The organism is Spirosoma panaciterrae DSM 21099, assembly GCF_000374025.1.
In the GTDB taxonomy this organism is placed as follows: domain Bacteria; phylum Bacteroidota; class Bacteroidia; order Cytophagales; family Spirosomataceae; genus Spirosoma; species Spirosoma panaciterrae.
In genome coordinates this window covers 14,977-34,250 of record NZ_KB893211.1, presented here as the reverse complement: position 1 = coordinate 34,250, position 19,274 = coordinate 14,977, and the positions used below count along the sequence as shown (strand labels likewise).

The 19,274-nt window shown below is 54.2% G+C and carries 10 protein-coding genes; 9 read left to right on the top strand and 1 reads right to left on the bottom strand.

Annotation, left to right across the window (positions count from 1 at the left end):
• Positions 1-36: 36 nt before the first annotated feature.
• From B153_RS35975 to B153_RS0126860, 9 genes are all read left to right on the top strand, one after another.
• Positions 37-9,318: a T9SS type B sorting domain-containing protein gene (locus B153_RS35975; protein WP_211221716.1), complete on the top strand. Its 9,282-nt coding sequence runs from the start codon at positions 37-39 to the stop codon at positions 9,316-9,318.
• A gap of 5 nt (positions 9,319-9,323) precedes the next feature.
• Positions 9,324-10,301, top strand: a complete 978-nt coding sequence (locus tag B153_RS0126895; protein ID WP_020599857.1) for a PorP/SprF family type IX secretion system membrane protein — start codon at positions 9,324-9,326, stop codon at positions 10,299-10,301.
• A 289-nt stretch (positions 10,302-10,590) separates the two neighbouring features.
• Positions 10,591-11,190, top strand: coding sequence for a CAP domain-containing protein (locus B153_RS0126890; RefSeq protein WP_020599856.1), 600 nt, complete (start codon positions 10,591-10,593; stop codon positions 11,188-11,190).
• Between the two features lie 84 nt (positions 11,191-11,274).
• Positions 11,275-11,988, top strand: coding sequence for a LytR/AlgR family response regulator transcription factor (locus B153_RS0126885; RefSeq protein ID WP_020599855.1), 714 nt, complete (start codon positions 11,275-11,277; stop codon positions 11,986-11,988).
• A 192-nt stretch (positions 11,989-12,180) separates the two neighbouring features.
• Positions 12,181-12,885: an orotidine 5'-phosphate decarboxylase / HUMPS family protein gene (locus B153_RS0126880; protein WP_020599854.1), complete on the top strand. Its 705-nt coding sequence runs from the start codon at positions 12,181-12,183 to the stop codon at positions 12,883-12,885.
• A 40-nt stretch (positions 12,886-12,925) separates the two neighbouring features.
• A complete protein-coding gene (locus tag B153_RS0126875) occupies positions 12,926-13,951 on the top strand; it encodes a zinc-binding dehydrogenase (RefSeq protein WP_020599853.1) in 1,026 nt (341 codons plus the stop codon).
• Between the two features lie 2 nt (positions 13,952-13,953).
• Positions 13,954-14,730: an SDR family NAD(P)-dependent oxidoreductase gene (locus B153_RS0126870; protein ID WP_020599852.1), complete on the top strand. Its 777-nt coding sequence runs from the start codon at positions 13,954-13,956 to the stop codon at positions 14,728-14,730.
• Positions 14,731-14,837: 107 nt separating this feature from the next.
• Positions 14,838-15,725: a sugar phosphate isomerase/epimerase family protein gene (locus B153_RS0126865; RefSeq protein WP_020599851.1), complete on the top strand. Its 888-nt coding sequence runs from the start codon at positions 14,838-14,840 to the stop codon at positions 15,723-15,725.
• Positions 15,726-15,863: 138 nt separating this feature from the next.
• Positions 15,864-17,312, top strand: a complete 1,449-nt coding sequence (locus tag B153_RS0126860; protein WP_020599850.1) for a Gfo/Idh/MocA family protein — start codon at positions 15,864-15,866, stop codon at positions 17,310-17,312.
• Between the two features lie 243 nt (positions 17,313-17,555).
• On the opposite strand, the gene B153_RS0126855 is transcribed toward B153_RS0126860, so the two are convergent.
• Positions 17,556-18,746 carry a sialidase family protein gene (locus B153_RS0126855; protein ID WP_020599849.1) on the bottom strand — a complete coding sequence of 397 codons (1,191 nt, stop codon included), beginning with the start codon at positions 18,744-18,746 and terminating at the stop codon, positions 17,556-17,558.
• Positions 18,747-19,274: the final 528 nt, after the last annotated feature.

Below are 19,274 nucleotides of genomic sequence, written 5' to 3'. Positions count from 1 at the left end.
GTGTATACGGTAACGGCTCGGGATGCCAACGGGTGTATGGCGGTACAGAGCTTCACCATCAGTCAGCCCAGCGAGATTGCGGCCGTCTTCCAGCCGACTCAGCCCACCTGCACGAGTGTGAACGGGGGCAGTGTGAGTCTGGTGAGCATCAGCGGGGGCACCTCGCCGTATAGTTATACGTGGAGCAACGGCAGTACGGCCGCTAGTATCAATAACTTGAGTGGGGGTACGTATATGCTCACCATCAAGGATGCGGCTGGTTGTGTGGCCTCGCCGGTGGCGATTCTGAACACGCCGACCGGATGCAGCACGCCCGTGTTCGACCTGGCATTGAGGAAAACGCTGGCGGCTGGTCAGTCGGCCAATGTGACGGCGGGTAGCAGCGTGACCTTCACGGTGACGGTCTACAACCAGGGTAACGTGGATGCGACTAACGTGCAGGTGACGGATTACATCCCGGCTGGGCTGACGCTGAACGATGCGGGCTGGAGTGCCAGCAACGGTCAGGCAACGCTCAACAGCGTGATTGCCAGTCTGCCAGCGGGTCAGAGTGTGAGCCGTAACATCACCTTCACGGTGGGTTCGGGTGTAACGGGCAGCATTACCAACACGGCTGAGATCAGCAGTGCGGGGAATGGGCAGAATCTGCCTGACAAGGACTCGGATCCGGACAACAATCCGACCAACGACGGTACGCCGATCAACGATGACATCAGCGGGGATCACAAGCACAACCCCTCGCAGGATGAAGATGACAGCGATGGTGAGGGTATCAACGTGACGCCAGCTTGTGAAAAACCTGTGTTAACGGCGGGTAGTCCGGTATGTAACCCAGCTAACGGCACCTACAGCGTGAGCCTCTACAGCAGTACGGCGAATGTGCGGGCCAGCAGTGGTTCGCTCAACCTGTCGACTGGACTCATTAGTGGTATTCAGGTGGGTACGCCGGTGAGCATTACGGCCAGCAATGGAGAAGGCTGCTTCCAGCTCATCACCGTTGATAGTCCGGCCTCGTGTCCGACCAGCCCAGCCTGTACCCAGCCTAATCTGACCGTGGGGCAGCCCATCTGTCAGGGTAATGGATACTACACCGTCAACTTTACTGTGGAGCAGGCCAGTGTACAGGCCAATGCCGGACGGATTTCGGGCAATAGTGTCGTCGATATTCCGCTGGGTACCAACCTGGTACTCTCGGCCACCGATGGAGCCTGTGTGACGCGCCTGACGGTGATGGCACCGGCATCGTGTACCAGCGCCTGTGAAAATCCGGCCATTAGCCTGAGCGGACCGATTTGTGACGATAAAGGCACAACAACCTATTATCTGAACTATACGGTGACCAGCGGGGCCACGGTACGGGTGAGTCAGGGCTATGCCAACGGCCACTGGATCTATGGTGTGCCTTCGGGTGTGCCGCTCAGCCTGACGGTGAGTACACCGGGCTGTGGCGATAAAGTGGTGACCATCCCGGGTAGGGTTTGTGGACAAACTCCGCAACCGTTGCTGGATCTGACCAAACAGGTCAACAAAACCCGGGCTGGTCTGGGTGACGTGGTAACGTATACCCTCACACTGACCAATAAAGGCACGGGAACGGCTACCAATGTAGAGGTTCAGGAGTCAATGAGTGCGGGTCTGGCCCTGGTGCCCGGCTCGATCACCACCAGCCTGGGTAGCTACGCGGCTACCAGCCCGGTCGGCATCTGGACGGTGCCCAGCCTGGCGGCTGGCGCTACGGCTACGATGACCTTCTCGGCTAGCCTGACTCAGGTGGGTGTCGTTTACAATACGGCAGCGATCCCCGGAGATACCGCTACGGTGTGCACTACGGTTCCGGTGAAGGTTTGTCAGGGTGCGCCCATCCAGGTAGCCATGTCAGCTCCAGCGGGTTATGGTAGCTACCAGTGGTACCGCAATGGGGTGGCCATTACAGGGGCTACCAGCCGAACCTACACAGCAGGCCAGTACGGTGAGTTTACCGTTCAGGTCAACGGTGGGCAGTGTCCCAATGGCGCCTGTTGCCCCATTGTGGTCGAAGAAGAAGCGGGCGTAACCTTTACGCTGGCCACGCAGGCTCCGACCTGCAACAGCGGCCAGCCGATGACCAACGGTACGCTGACCATCAGCGGACTGGCTGGTACCGCCAGCGCGTACCGCTATGCCATCAGTGCCGGTACCAGTTTCACCCTGACCAGCCCAGCCCTTCAGGCCGTGCCGATGAGTGGTGTTCTGGCTTCGAATCTGACAGGTGGTCAGTCCTATACCGTACGCATCTACAACGGTGCGGGCTGCTATAAGGATCAGACCGTGACGGTGGGGGTTGCCAATTGTGGATGCCAGGTTGAACCTCCTGTGGTGACCTGTGCCATTACCGAGATTTGTAAAGGTGGCTCGACAGTACTCAGCACCCGGGGTTGTGAAGCGGGTACGATCCGCTGGTCGAATGGCCAGTCGGGCGCTACCATCGTAGCTACACCGAGTGTAACCACGACCTATACGGCCAGTTGTGTGGTAGGCTCCTGTGTGAGTCCGGCCTCTAATGCCATTACCATTACGGTACTGGATGTGCCGACTCCGACGCTGAGTGCCAGTGTAGACCATGTCTGCCCCGGTACGTCGGTGACGCTGACCGCTACGGGTTGTGAAGCCGGTACCGTGATCTGGTCGGAACAAACCCAGACGGGTCGCTCGATTGTGGTGACGCCTTACGGCAAAACGACCTATACGGCGCAGTGCCGGATGAATAGCTGTCTGAGTGCTCCGGCGTTGATCACCATCAATGTGGATACGGATCTGCCAACGCCAACGGTTACCTGTAGTACGACGATTGTCTGCCCCGGTGAAACGGTAACGCTGACGGCCGAGAACTGCGTAGGTACGCCGATCTGGAACAGCACGACAGAAACGACCACCAGCATCGTGGTAACGCCAACCGCCAGCAGCAACCGCTACTGGGTATACTGTAAGAATGGAGCCTGCACCAGCAAGTCCTCGAACGTATACACCATTGCCGTGGTGACTCCGGTTGTGCCAACCCTTTCGGCCAGTGCCGATACGGTTTGCCTGGGGGGCTCGGTGGTACTGACCGCCAATGGTTGTAATGGTAGTGTTCTGTGGTCGACCGGTCAGACGGGAACCAGCATCACCGTTACGCCAACCGCCAACATCAGCTACTATGCCCAGTGTAAATTCCGGGCTTGCCTGAGCGATCAATCGTCTGCCGTTGCCATTGCGGTTGTCAATCCGCAGGCTCCGATTGTGAAAGTAAGTCAGACGATGCTCTGCAGTGGTTCACCCGTCTCGCTGACGGCCAGTGGCTGCAATGGCACTGTCATCTGGCACGGTGTGTCTCGTGTGGGTTCGGTGATTACCATCTACCCAACCGAAAGTAAAGAATACTATGCGACCTGTAAGCAGGGTACCTGCGAAAGCAGTGCCTCCAACACGGTTCGTATAACCGTGACCACCTCGTCGGCTACGGCCCCTGTGGTAACAGCTTCGACGACTCAGGTGTGTGACTCTGGGGTCGTAAGCCTGACGGCGACGGGTTGCAATGGAAACGTGACCTGGTCTGATGGACAGACGGGCGCCGTAGTAACGGTCCGTCCGACCGCCACCAACCGGGAGTTCTATGCCCTGTGTGTGCCCACCAGCGGTGTGGCCTGTGGCAGTGCCAAATCCAACGTGATCACCATCAGCGTGGCCCAGCCGGTAACCCCGACGATCGTAGCCAGCCGTACATCGGTTTGCGCTGGGGAGTCGGTAACCCTGACCGCCAGTGGTTGCAATGGAACCGTCAAGTGGTCGAATGGTCAGAGTGGGGCTACCATCCAGGTGAGTCCGCAAATGACCACCGACTACCAGGCAACCTGTAGTGTGGGCGCCTGCGAAAGTGCACTGTCCAGCAAAGTAACGGTGGTGGTTAACCCAGCTGCTACAGCTCCGGTCATTACGGCCTCGAGTCTGACGGTTTGCTCGGGTAGCGTGGTGAGTTTGAGTGCCACGGGCTGCAGCGGTACGGTGAAATGGTCGGATGGTCAGATGGGTTCGGTCGTGTCGGTGACCCCGACGGCTGCATCCCACGACTTCTCGGCGATTTGCCAGACCGCAGCGCAGTGTAGCAGTGGCTCATCGAATGTGATTTCGATTAACCTGGCTCCAACCGCAGCGCCAACCATTACTGCCAGCCGCGACGCAATTTGCAGTGGGGAGAAAGTAACCCTGACCGCAACGGGCTGCAACGGTACGGTAACCTGGTATGGCATCAACCGGATGGGGTCGAGTATCGACATCTATCCGACGGCTACGACCACCTACTACGCGACCTGTCGAGTGGGTACGTGCGAGAGCGCGGCTTCCAATACGGTGAACGTAGTGGTCAATACCGGTCTGGGAACCGTTCCGGTGGTGACAGCCTCGACGCAGCAGGTATGTGGCAGTGGCGTGGTTAGTCTGACCGCGACGGGTTGCAGCAGTGGCACCGTGATCTGGTCGGATGGTCAAACAGGGGCTATTGTCTCCATGACAGCCACCCAGGCCAATCATGAGTTCTATGCGCTCTGTAAAGATGCCAGTCAGTGTGGCACTGGTAAATCGAACGTGATTACGGTAACCGTAACGACGATGCAAACCCCAGTCGCTGTTTGCAGTACCGATTCGATCTGCGCAGGTGAAGAAGTAACGCTGACCGCGCAGAACTGTCAGGGTACCCCGCACTGGAGCACGGGCGAAACCACCTCCAGCATTATCGTTCGACCAACGGTAACGACGGGTTACACGGTGTACTGTACGCTGAACGGCTGTACGAGTCCAACTTCGAAGTCGTATGTGATTACGGTGGTGCCTGTGGCTGAGCCCACGATTACCGCATCGACAACGGTGGTCGAAGCGGGTGGAACCGTAACCCTAACAGCCAGTGGCTGCCCCGGTACGGTAATCTGGTCGGCGGCCGACATCCACGGCAACAACACGGGAACCTCGATCGTGGTCCGGCCGGAAGGCACTCAGACCTATTCGGCCCAGTGTAAATACCGGACTTGTCTGAGCGATCCGTCGATAACGATCGTCGTTAATCCGGGCAACTGTGTGGTGAAAGCAGGTGGCTTGACCCCCGTTAACGCTACCGTATGCGGAGCCAGCAACGCGACTGTAGCCGTAGCGGCTACGCTCAGTGGCGGCCTGGTACAGCCCAGTGGCTATTCGGTTGTCTACCTGCTGGCCAAAGATGGCCTCGTCCAGCAACTGGCAGCGACACCGCAGTTCAGTGTGCCCTCGGCGGCTGCTCATTACTCGATCCATACGCTGGTGTACAACGCCACATCGGGTGACGCGGCTTATCTCAACCTGGCCGATATTAAGCCGGGCCTGAGCCGGACCACGGATGTGCAGCAACTGATCAGCGGCAAGTGCGCGGCCTTCGATGCAACGGGAGCCAAACTAACCGTAAGCACCGTGAATGCGCCAACGCTGTCGACCAATGCCCTAACCGTTTGCAACGGCGGTATGGTATCGCTGACGGCTACCGGCTGTAGCGGTAATGTGAAGTGGTCGGATGGCAAAGAAGGGGCTGTTTACCAAACAACAGTCTACAGCGAACGAACCCTGACGGCCATTTGCGAGGTGGACGGATGTGCCAGCAGCCCATCGGCTCCGGTTCGCATCAGCCTGGGTAGCCCAGCCGTTCCGGTGATTGTGAGTACGCCATCGATTTGCCTGGGTGAAACGGTGTCGCTGACCGCGACCGGCTGTGCGGAGGGTGGCTACCTGTGGTCGGACGGCTCGACAACGGGCGCTATCCTGACGGTAACCCCGAACGCGGACGTTACCTACCGGGTGAAGTGCAAACTGAGTACCTGCGAAGGCGAATGGTCGGCATCGGCCACGGTCCATGTGGGTAAACCATCGGCACCGACACTCTCGGTTCAGGGTAGTGGTAGCACCACGGTTTGCTATGGCAGTCCGGTAACGCTGGTCGCTACGGGTTGCCCGGCTACGGCGGCTGTGATCTGGTCGAACAACATGACGGGCTCGTCGATTACCGTTTCGCCAGCCAGCACCGAAACCTACACGGCCTACTGTGGAGCGGGTACCTGCCGGAGCGATGCTTCTGCTGGAATCACGCTGACGGTTCTGCCCAAAGTAACGGTGCCAACGGTGGTGGATAAAACCAACACCTGCCCAATAACGACGGTCGATCTGTCGACAGGAGTGACTAGCCAGGTAACCACAACGGGCGGTATGTTCGAATACTATACCGATGCGGCCCTGACGACCAAAGTAGCCAATCCGGCTGCGGTTGGGGCGGGTACGTACTACGTCATCGAGCGGACCGTAACGGGCTGCACAAGCCTGCCAGCGGTGATTCATGTACAGATTACGACCTGTACCGAGCCTTCGCCCTGCGATGGTGTGAATCCGGCGACGGCCGATGCGGGTGCCGATGCGAATGTATGTTCGACAACGAGTTATCAACTGCGTGGCGTTCAGGGGGGCGGTGGTAAAACCGCCCACTGGACCACCAGTGGTAGTGGTCGCTTCGATAACCCGTATTCACTGAGTGCGATCTATACCGCCAGTGCGGAAGACGTGCAGACCGGTGCGGTAACGCTAACCCTGGCGGTGAGTACGTCCAACGTAAACTGTCCGGTGGCTACCGATCAGATGGTGCTGACCTTCAATGGGGTCAAAACCCAGCCAACGATCACAGTCGTGGGGGCTACCCAGCTTTGTGCTGGCGATTCGGTGATCCTGAAATCGTCCGAGGCATCGAGCTACCGCTGGAATACCGGGGCGGTCAGCCGGAGCATCGTCGTCAAGCAAAGTGGCGTATATAGTGTGCAGGTTCTGGATGATAAAGGGTGTATCTCGGTCAAATCGGCTGAGGTAACGGTGAAAGTAGCCGATCCTGTGTTACCCCCGCTGGTGCATAACCTGCGGAACACCTGCCCCTCGAAAATTGTCGATCTGACCCAGGCTCTGTCTGCCACTACGGTGGGTAGTAGCTACATCTATCGGATCTGTGAATGCAACACGTCCAACATCGTGATTCGTCCGGATTCGGTTTGTGAAGGTACCTACTGGATAGTGGAGAAAACGGCTCAGGGCTGCGTGAGCCACCCGGCCAAAGTGGTGGTACGCGTATTCAATTGTGCCACTGATACGCTGCGTTCGGATGTACGCATTGCCAAAACCGTGAATCGGACAATGGCCAATGGTTCGCCCGTGACCTATACCCTGACGGTGAGCAATGCGGGTCCACATACGGCCTACAACGTGGATGTGCGGGATGTACTTCCAGCTGGTCTGCAACTGTTGCCCTCGGCGGGTTACAACTTCGTCAATGGGGTGATTACCAAACGGATCGACAGCCTGAAAGCCGGGGCTTCCGCCCAGATCGTGTTCAGCGCCCGGATCGTCAAGAAAGGGGAGGATATTGTCAACAAAGCCGAGATTACCTATCTGGACAATGTTGATCCGAATCTGACCAACAACAGTTCCAGTGTGACGGTACGCGATACGGCCAGTGCGCCGATGTCGCAAACCGGCACGGCGGGTCTGGGCCTGGCGCTGAGTGTTGTCAACGTAGCGTCGCAACCCGATGGCTCCTACAACGTGACCTATAAGGGTACGATCCGAAACACGGGTAGTATTGACCTACAGGGCCTGAGCCTGGTCGATAGTCTGAGCCAGAGCTTTATGGCACCCGCTTCGTACAGCGTTGTGCGTGGTCCGATGGTGGGGGCTGGCAGCACGCTGGTGGCCAATGCCGACTTCAACGGCCATACCCAAACCGACCTGTTGACGGGCGCCAGTACGCTGGCCGCAGGTGTGCAGGATACGGTGGTGTTTGTGGTGAACGTGAAACCCAATGGCAACAGCGGACCGTTCTACTCCAGTGCTACCGTAACGGGAACCACGCCCGATGCCACCCAGACCGCCCACGACATCTCCAACAATGGGGTTGATCCGGTGGCCGATGGCACGGTAGCGACGACGGTTCGCTTCGATCTGCCGCAGGGTCTGCTGGGCATCAGCAACTCGGCGGGTACACCAACGATGGTTCAGAAAGGGATCTACGACATTCCGTACACCATCACCCTGACCAACATGGGTCGTGTGGCCCTCAAACAGGTGCAGGTGATTGACAACCTCTCCCAGACGTTCGGTAGTGGTGCCCTGGTGGCCAGAAACCGGATTCGGGTGTCAAGTACGGGAACCCTCACGGTAGACACGCTGTATACCGGCCAGGGCTTGATCACCAAAATGCTGGTGGATTCGGCCAGTACGCTGGCGGTAGGGGCGAAAGCCACGCTGAGCTTCACCGTTCGGGTCGATGTGCGCAACGCACCTGTCCAATCGGCGTCGCTGACGTTCTACAACACGGCCTATGGTACCGCCTTGACGGCTGACAACCAGATGGTCGCCGATACGTCGACGGCGGGTACAAACGCTGACCCAGACAATGACCTGGATCCACGCAACAACAGCCAGTCGACGCCGGTGTCGCTCAATGGGCTGGCGACGGATGCCCACATTGGTCTGGCTATGGCCGTGGCCGATACGGTTCGTCAGGCTGATGGCAGCTACAACGTCACCTATCAGATCGTGGTGAAAGCCTACGGACCTGATCCGTTGAAAAATGTGCTGATTACCGATACGCTCTCGAAGGTGTTCAACAGCCAGACAGGCTCGATCTTTACCCTGGTGAAAGCACCGTTCATTACCTCAACGGGGAGCGCCCTCAAGCTCAACCCGAACTACAACGGGGTATCCGATCCGGTAATCGTGCTGGGCGACAGCACCAGTTCGCTGGCCGTGGGTAAAGTCGATACGATTCGATTGGTGATCAACGTCATCTCCGATGGGTCAACGACAACATTCCTCAATTCGGCCTACGGTCTGGCTCAGTATACGGGGGGAACGGTGAGCGACGTATCTACGAGTGGGTTGAATCCTGACCTCAACGGCAACGGTGATCCGACCGATACCAATGAGCGGGAAGCCACTACGCTTACCCTGCTGCCAACCTATCAGGCGATATTCATCCCGCAGGGCTTCTCACCCAACGGCGATGGCATCAACGATCGGTTCGTGATTCGGGGTCTCAATGGCTTAACGGTGAGTCTACAGGTCTACAACCGCTGGGGTAATCTGGTTTACCAGAACGAGGATTACCAAAACGACTGGGATGGCAAGCCAAACACGGGCATCGTGCTCAGCTCGGCCGACTCCAACGGCGTACCCGATGGCACCTACTACTACGTAGTCAACCTGAGCGATGGCCGCAAGTTTGTTCGATACATGACTATTAACCGCTAATTCGGATGGCAAACCAGTTTNNAANTAAACTTTGGGCCGCNGGNNTNGNGCTGCTGATGCTGGGCATCNGCAGCCGCCCCGTGCGGGCTCAGCAGGACAAGATGTTCTCTCAGTACATGTTCAACATGATGGCTCTGAATCCGGCCTATGCCGGNAGNCGGGATGTACTGAGTATGTCGGCGCTGTACCGCAACCAGTGGACGGGCGTCGAAGGGGCACCCCAGACAGCGACCTTCACGGCCGACATGCCCCTGAANCANGAACGGGTNGGGGTGGGNCTGCAACTCTACGGCGACAAGGCCGGGGTGATTCAGGAAGCCGGCGCGTTTGCCTCCTACGCATTTCGCATTAAGGTGGGTCGTAAAAGCACATTGGCGTTGGGTTTGCAGGCAGGGGCTTCGAGCTATCAGGCCAACCTGCTGGAGGTGCGTACCTCGCCCGACAACCAGATCGATCCGGCCTTTGCCAGCAACATTTCCAAGATACTGCCCAACTTCGGAACGGGGATCTACCTCAGCAACGACAAGGCATATCTGGGTTTGTCGGTGCCCCGGCTGATCAAGAATCGGCTGAGTGAGTACAATGTAGGGGATTACCGATCGGTGCAGGCCCGTCATGCGTATCTGGCGGCCGGTTTTGTGGTGGGTCTCAGNCCGGTGGTGAAGATGAAGCCTTCGATGCTGGTNAAGTATGCGGAAGGGGCTCCGTTGGGCTTCGACGGGAACGTCAACTTCTGGTTTGCGGACCGGATCGCGATTGGGGCCTCGATTCGCCGGAATCAGTTTTCGACCTGGTCGACGTTCACGACGGATGCGGTGGTAGGGATGCTGGAGGTACAGTTGACGGACCAGTTCCGGTTCGGGTATGCGTATGACCGGACGATGAACGGNTTGCAGAGTGTGGCTCCGAGTTCGCACGAGATCATGATTCGGTATGAGTTTGGTTTCGGCAAGAACCGAATCCTGACGCCGAGGTATTTCTAAGGTAAAGCCGGAAAGGATGGAAGAGCGAAAGTCGGTTCCGGTTTTCGCTCTTTCGCTTCCGATTGGGCTACGGCTTTATGGGGGATGTGTGGCCTAACGAACCAATAGAGACTAGTTTAAGAACAGTTGAAAATTATTTATTATTTTATATACAAAAAAATATATTTTGGCACATAAAGTGATATTTAATAAGGTAGTGAATAAAATGATTATCAATTAGTTATAGGCTCGATAGCTGAGTCGTCCTGCTTGTTCGGTGTTTGTTGCTTACCTGTTAAATCTGCCTACTATGAGAAACTATTACGTAGCTGGCCTTCTTTTTTTGATAGTGGGCCTTATTGCCTGCCAGTCTGAACTCGCCATAAAGGACGTTACGGGCCGGGTTACCTCATCGGTGCATATTAAAAAGGAGGGCGTAGGCACATCAACGACTGCCGAACCCGACCACTCAGGTGCCCGGGATGCCACAATGGCCTTACAGTTGGAAGTGCTGACGTATGTAAATCAGGCCCGGTCGCAAACGTGTCTATGTGGCTCTACCGTATATCCGGCGGTTACCTTACTGACGCTGAATTCCCGGCTGAATGGGGCTTCAGACAAATATGCGGTGGATATGGCCACCTACAATTACTTTAGTCATACCGGACGGGATGGCTCCCAGCCCTGGGATCGCATGACCACCGAAGGCTATGTTTGGAGTTCGGCGGGTGAAAATATTGCTGCCGGATACCCGACCGCCCGGTCGGTAGTCGATGCCTGGTTAAGTTCGACGATCCATTGTCAAAACATCATGAATCCCGATTATAGAAATCTCGGGGTAGGGTATTCCTATAATTCAAAAAGTACATTTAAACACTATTGGGTGACCGATTTTGGTACCCGGCAATAAAGAAGGGCATCAGTACGCCTACGTGTCGGTGCGTACGCTTTTCGGTTGTGGTCATTGATTCAGAAGACTTTGTCGTAATGAACTATGAATAAACTAAATGTACTCATCATTGAAGATGATCCCATTTGGCAGTTTAGTCTTCAGGCGATGTTTAGCCAATTGCCCGTGGCGACGATTCGACTGGCTGGTTCGATTGCTGAGGCCAGTCAGCAACTCAACGCGCAGCTGCCCGACTTAGTCATTGCCGATATTGTCTTACCCGATGGCTTATCGTTGGCATTGTTTACGCAAAATTATAAGCACTTGCCCGTTATTTTCCAGACGGCCTACACCAAAGATGATTATTTGAGACGGGCGATCACCATGCCCCATATCGGGTTTCTGGTCAAACCGTTTGAGCTTTTCAGCCTGAAGGCTGCCATTGAAATCTTACTCTCTCAGCAATCAGGCAAGCTGATTGCGCCAACCGACAGCATTACGATCACCGATAAGCACAGGCAACGTATAGATGTACCGTTAGAGGAGATTTACTGGATCAAGGGCGAGGGTAATTATTCAATTCTCCACACAGTTGACCAGAAATATGTGTTGAAACGATCCTTGCGTAAATTAGCTCTTGACTTGACCGATCGGTTTATACAGGTACAAAAAGCCTATATTATCAATATACAGTATATCGAACGGATACTGGATTCGACGGTACAGATCAACCAGCAAGCCATCCCCATCGGGCGGGCGTATAAAAAGAACCTTCTCAATCTGGTCGATCCACGAAAGCGGGTATTTCTGCGGGGTTAGATCACAGCGTATCTGGGTTGGGTGGCCTTCAACCGATCACGGCCTTTTCTGTAAGAAAGTAACATTTTCAATAGCCTGAATTTCATGTAAAGAAGTAGTATAGGGCAAGCTTATTCGTGGGTAGTATCCACGATTTAGGGCTCAACTCACTACTTGCCATCCCGATTTTGCGGATGCATTCTACATGTTTGCATGAAACCAGTTGTTCAAATTTCTCTAGACCTGACCGATATTGACGAAGCGCTTGAAACAGCCTCTATGGCCCTTCGCGCAGGGGTTGACTGGCTCGAAGCGGGTACGCCTTTGATTCTGGCCGAAGGTCTGCATGGCGTACGTAAGCTGCGCGAAGCCTTTCCGGGGGTGCCCATTGTTGCCGACCTGAAAACAATGGATGGAGGATACCTGGAAGCCGAAATGATGGCTAAAGCCGGAGCTACTCATGTGGTGGTTATGGCCCGGGCTCACGCCGAAACCATTAAATGTGTCGTAAAAGCAGGACATGACTTCGGAGTGAAAGTCATGGGCGACAATATGGTATGTCCTGATATGATAGCAGGTGCCCGTTGGCTCGAAGATCTGGGCTGCGATTACATTATTCACCATATTGGTTATGACGAACGGCGAGGTATTGCCGCTCAGGGTTTGCATATGCCCAATCCGCTGGATCAGCTTCGGGAGGTTGTTCAGGCCGTTCGGGTTCCGGTTCAGGCAGTGGGTGGCCTTACGCTCGAACAGGCCATTCGTTGTCCCGAATATGGGGCACCACTGGTTGTTCTGGGCGCTCCATTAACGATAGATGCCGATGCGTTTAAGACCGCGAATGGTAATCTGGAAGATTCGCTCCGGCTAATCTGCGGAGCCATTCATGCCTATGGTGACGTGGCCGTTGGCCAATAGTGTACACAACATACGATAGCCTATTCCTTTCCTTTATCTTATGAAATCTGCTGCGGTAATAAATTATGCTCCGGAGAAAGGCTCCGTTGAAATTCGTGAACTCGACCGCCCCGCCATTGGTGAAGAGGATGTATTGCTTGAGGTCGCTAATGTGGGGGTTTGTGGCAGCGATTTACACCAGTGGACTGCTGACCATAGCTGGCCAGTCAACTACCCGGTCGTACTGGGTCATGAATTTGGCGGCCATATTGTTGAGTTGGGTAGCCGCGTGTCGGGTTGGCGCGAAGGCGACCGGGTTGTCAGCGAAACGGCGGCTGTTATCGATCCGGCTAACCCTATGAGTCGTCGTGGGCTCTACAATCTGGACCCAACTCGTAAAGGATTTGGGTACGGAGTCAATGGGGCCATGACCCGCTACGTACGTGTGCCAGCGCGCTGTTTGCACCATGTGCCCGATCAACTGGCCTTTGAGCAGGCTTGCTTAACCGAGCCCTGCTGTGTGGCGTTCAATGCGGTAGTTGAAAATACACGGCTGAAACCTGGGGATAGAGTAGTGGTCCTTGGGCCCGGCACCATTGGTATTCTGTGTGCGGCTGTTGCCAAACTTTGCGGGGCCGATGTGGCCGTAGTTGGTCTGGAAGCCGATCGGTACCGACTATCCATCGCTGAGCAGTATGGCTGTACGAGTATTGTGGGCGATGCTTCCGAATGGGCTAAGCAAGCTGATGGCCTCGGAGCCGATTGCGTAATCGATGCGGCTGGAGCCAGTGCCACTCTGAAAATAGCCATGCAACTGGTACGACCCAATGGGCATATTACCAAGGTTGGGTGGGGGCCGCAGCCGCTGGGCTTCTCGCTCGATCCGCTGGTGCAGAAAAACGTGACCCTTCAGGGAAGCTTCAGCCATAACTGGCCGATCTGGGAGCGCGTAATCGCGTTGCTGGCCAGTGGTCAACTGGATGTAAAACCCATTATCGGTGGGGTGTGGAGCATTACCGACTGGCACGAAGCCTTCGAAAAAATGCACCGGGGCGAGGTGGTGAAAAGTGTGCTTAAACCCGTATAGGCATGCGCTTACAGGATAAAGTGGTGATTGTGACGGGTAGTTGCACGGGTATTGGTAAAGCCATTGCCCGGCGCTGCGTGGCCGAGGGAGCCAGAGTGGTTGTGCATGGCCTTGAACGCGAGTTGGGTGAGGCTGTCGTAGCGGAGTTGGGAGCGGACCGTGCCGTACTGCATATCGAAGAAATTACGGCTGAAAACGCCCCGCGGCATCTGGTTGAGCTGGCACTGGCAACTTTTGGCCGTCTGGATGCGATTGTGAACAATGCCGCGATGGTCCCTTCCTCAACCATCGAAACTACCGACCTAAGTTTGTTTCGTCAGGTACTGGATGTGAACACACTGGCTCCCTTCGCCTTGATTAAAGCCGCTTTGGCGCATTTGCAGGCAAGAAGGGGATGTGTATTGAATATTGGTTCGGTAAATGCCTGGAGTGGCGAACCCTGTCTGATGGCCTACAGTATTTCGAAAGGTGCTTTGCTGACCATGACCCGCAATCTGGGCGATTCGCTACATCGGGAGTATGGCGTTCGGGTCAATCAGATTAATCCCGGCTGGATATTGACGGAGCGCGAAATCGAACGAAAACGCGAGCAGGGAATGCCCGACAACTGGTATACCTCGTTGCCGGAAGAACTCTCACCGGCAGGTCGTTTGCTGACGCCTAATGAAATGGCAGCGGCTGCCGTGTATTGGCTTGCCGATGAAAGTGGCCCCATTAGTGGTCAGGTGGTCGATCTGGAGCAATTCCCGTTTATTGGACGAAACTTACCTAAAAATTAATGAGTGATTGAGTGAATTAGCGATTGAGCGAATAGCTATTGCAAAAGTAATGGCTACGTTCACTCACTCATTCACTCAATGCAAGTACTCATTTACTCTTTAAATCTATGCCTCAATTAGCCGCCTTTCCGAAGGCATTTATGCAGCAGCTTTGTAAAGATGGAACCATGACGGTTTCGGAATGGATCGAGTTAGCGTCTCAATTAGAAATCGACGGGCTGGAGTGGTATGCCGGGTTTCTGGAAATGGCTGATGAAGCTAACTGGCTCCAGTTTCGCCAACAGGTAGAAGCGAAGGGGAAAGTGATTCCGATGATGTGCTGTTCCCCCGATTTTACGCACCCTGACCCCACCTTCCGGGCGCAGGAAATTGAGAAGCAAAAGCGCTGGATCGACATGACGTATATACTGGGAGGTTCGTACTGCCGGGTATTGTCGGGTCAGCGTCGTCCGGAGCTTTCCATTGAAGAAGGGGTGGCATTAGCCGCCGAATGCATTGAAGCCTGTTTGCCTTATGCGCAGGAACGGGGTATTACGCTGATTCTCGAAAATCACTACAAAGACGATTTCTGGACCTATCCTGAGTTTGCCCAGAAAATGGAGGTGTTCTGTATGCTTGTCGATCGGATTCACCACCCAAATTTTGGCGTCAACTACGACCCCAGCAATACCTATCTGGCTGGTGAAGACCCGCTGGAATTACTCTACCGGGTGTCAGACCGGGTGGTGACTATGCACGCCAGCGACCGCTACTTAATTGAGGGCACTATCGAAGATTTACGTCGCGAAGAGGGTGGGGCTGCCGGATATGCCAAACGGCTCAGTCATGGCGAAATTGGCAAAGGCTTAAACGATTACGATGCCATTTTTACGGAATTGAAACGCGTAGGTTTTGATGGCTGGATCAGTATCGAGGATGGCGTCGAGGGCATGGCCCAACTAGAACGCAGTGTAGCCTTTCTCCGTCGAAAAATAGCTGAATACTGGCCAGCCTAGCGGGGACAGGAGCGGTCTGCGTTATAAAAAATGAGCGTGATGCAGGTACGATTAAGCTATAAATCAGTATGTATACAGAGTCGATTACAAATGAGTTCTGCTCACTATTCCTAAACGCTTTAACTTTAATACCTGATTATGGAAGAAAATAATACGGCATCCCAGGCAAACAGTCGTCGTGATTTCTTGAAAACATCGTCGTTGGCAGCTACTTCCTTTTTTATTGTTCCTCGTCATGTGCTCGGGAAAGGGTTTGTTGCGCCCAGCGATAAGCTCAATATTGCCGGAATTGGGGTAGGCGGAAAAGGCAAAGGCGATCTGGCTTCGTTTGCGGCTAGTCCAAACGTAAATATTGTAGCCCTATGCGATGTTGATGACCGGCAGTCGGTTGATTCGCGTAAACGTTTTCCTAAAGCTACCTATTACAAGGACTTCCGCGAAATGCTTTCCAAAGAGCATAAACACATTGACGCCTGCTCGATTTCAACGCCCGATAACACCCACGCCGTGGCAACACTGGCGGCTATGCAGTTGGGCAAGCATGTGTACACGCAAAAGCCGCTGACCCACGATATTTACGAAGCCCGGATTCTGGGACAGGCGGCCAAAAAGTACAAAGTGATCACGCAAATGGGCAACCAGGGCGGGTCGGGCAATGGGGTTCGCCGGATGAAGGAGATTTACGATTCTGGTATTATTGGCGAGGTGCATAAAGTGCTCTGCTGGACCAACCGCCCAGTATGGCCGCAGGCTATCCCAACCGATAAGACGTATGAGGTGCCCAAAGAACTGGACTTCGATCTGTGGCTCGGGCCAGCCAAAAAAGTGCCGTACAATGAAGCCTACCTGCCCTGGAACTGGCGCGGCTGGTGGCCTTACGGAACGGGTGCTCTGGGCGATATGGCCTGTCACATTATGGACCCCGTGTTTCGGATTCTACCCATCGACTACCCCACTTCGGTCGAATGCAGCGTAGCCGGAACCTGGACATTTACCCTCCGCCCGCAAGACGATAATCCTGATTGGACCCCTTTTTCGACCTCTATTCATCTCGATTATCCCCGTAAAGACAGCAAAGGCAACATCAAAGTAAGCTGGTACGACGGAGGTATTCTGCCCGAACTCCCCGAAGAACTGCTGCCGGGCGAAAGCTTCGGTAATTCGGATGGTGGCGTATTGTTCATCGGGTCGAAAGGAAAATTAATGGCCGATTGTTACGGTGCAAACCCACGGCTATTGCCCCTGAAAGACAACCAACTGCTTACTATTCCCGAAACGATTCCACGGGTTCCGAACGAAGATCACTACCTACAATGGGTAGATGCCTGCATCGCCGGGTATGGAAAAGGGACGACGAGTTCGCCATTTGAGTATGCCGCTCCGTTTACGGAAAGTATTCTGATCGGAAATCTGGCCCTTCGGAGCTGGATGCTTCGTGATAATCCATCGGGCAAACGGACAGCGGACCGTTACAATGGTCGCAAGAAATTGTACTACGATGCGCCGAATATGAAAATCACGAACTACGATCTGGCTAACCAGTTTGTGAAGCGTGACTATCGCGATGGCTGGAGTCTGACGTTATAATACTGTCGGGTCAATAAAGCGCTTGAAATACGGATAGACATCGTATTTCAAGCGCTTCTTTTTTTACAACCTTGACGTCGACTAATAGCCTGTACGTGTCTGGCAACCATTAGATTATAGTCGCTGAGGAGGGCAGGTGCAAGGGGCTCGCAAAAGTCTGGACGCAAAAGGAGGTTAATCTTGAATGAGTAGGTTTTTGATTGCCAAAGAGCCCCGATTTCACTTTATGCATGGCCCATTCGGCTACTTCCCAATCCGTTTGGGATCCACGACTACGTACTTGATGGATTTGCCATCAGCGCGACCATCGTGATGCGAATACGTCATGTGGAGCAGCCCGTCGGCGGTTTGAATTAAACAGGGATACGAGTACCCTCCCTGACCTGGCTTGTGGTCTTCAATGCGGGTTTTCCATTTCCAGGTTTTACCCTCGTCGTCAGATAGGTACAGGCTGAGCTGGTAGCGTCCATCATCTATATCATTGCCCAGAAATGCCCAGCGGCCATCTTTTAATACCAGTAGCTCGACACTGGCCGTATTGGGAATGTCGGTTTTAGTGGTAGCGGTCCAGCTTTCGCCATTGTCTTTCGATTCGCTGTAATGAACGCGGGTAGGTTCGTCGCCACTATCGCGCATGAACGCCACCAGGGTACCATCGTTTCGGCGGGCCAGTGCGGGTTGAATAGGGCCTCGACCCACTACCGGCAGACTGGGCTTCCAGCTCGTGCCGTCATCGTCAGAAATCGCCATGAGCGAAAAATTGAAACCATCGGAGTAAAGTGGGAGTACGATCCGGTTATTTCCTAGTAGGAGGGGCTTGATCCGGGTCATCCAGCCAATGGATCGTTTGCCGACATCATGGCTGGCTTCGATAATCAGGTTATCGTACTTAGGTGCGTATCCACCCCAGCCTGCGGTGTTTTTGGTAAGATCTTTAAATTTTTTCTCAACTTCCTGGGCAAACGTATCGCCGGGTTTAAGCAGAATATTGTCTTGCCAGTTCCAGATGGGCGGACCGCTTTTGGTGTAGTCAGTTGAGGTTCTGTAGCGAAGTATGGAATACTCCCACTGATTGGCTTCGACCGCAATCCAGACCAGAAATAGCTTTCCCTGGCTATTCAGAAACAGTACCGGGTTGCAATCGGGAATATGGGGGGTATCGGCCATTACGAATGGTGCGCTCCATTGGGTTTCTCCTTTTCGCAAACGAGCTCCCATAATCTTAACATCATCGGCCGATCGTTCACCGCTGCCGTAAAACCATACCGACAGAAAATCACCATTAGGCAGGCTGACAATACTACTTCCATGTACGTGTTTATCCTGAGCCGGGAAGATGAGGGTTTGCCGAACAATGGCTGAATGAACGTCCTGGCCCAAACAGAATGTGCGGGCGGTCAGAAAAAGAAAAAAAAGGTAAGCTACTTTTTTCATGTGTGTTCAGAATGGGGGTTCATGGTCGATATATACTAAATAGGCGGGCAGATCAGGTCATAAACCGCAGCGGTTTAGTACACTCTTTCGGGCTAACTAAGCGCATGATCGTATACGGATTCAGCAACTAGCCGTTGGAAGGGTCCTTGTTAATGAATGTACTATATGAAACGCTTAGAAGAGATCGTCGACGAGTACAATGGGTATACTCTTTCAGGAAAAAATTGGACTATCGTTTATTTTTATAAAAGTAGATTATCAGTGAGAAGTAGTGATGTTTGATCGTATATAATGTTCTGATAATGAGTTTAATGTCTTTGCGGTTGAGACCAGGCTCAGTAGCGTAAAAATTCGTGATGGTTTTGTATGAGAAGGAAGTGAGTGGTAGGGTTTATAGGAGTTACCCAGTAGACATAACCCACGCCGATTACCTATCAGGCGGAGGTTTTAAGACGTTTTATTGAGATCAACAAAATTGAGGGGATGCTATCGCTATAGGATGTCCGGAAACATACATTTCTTGTCCGT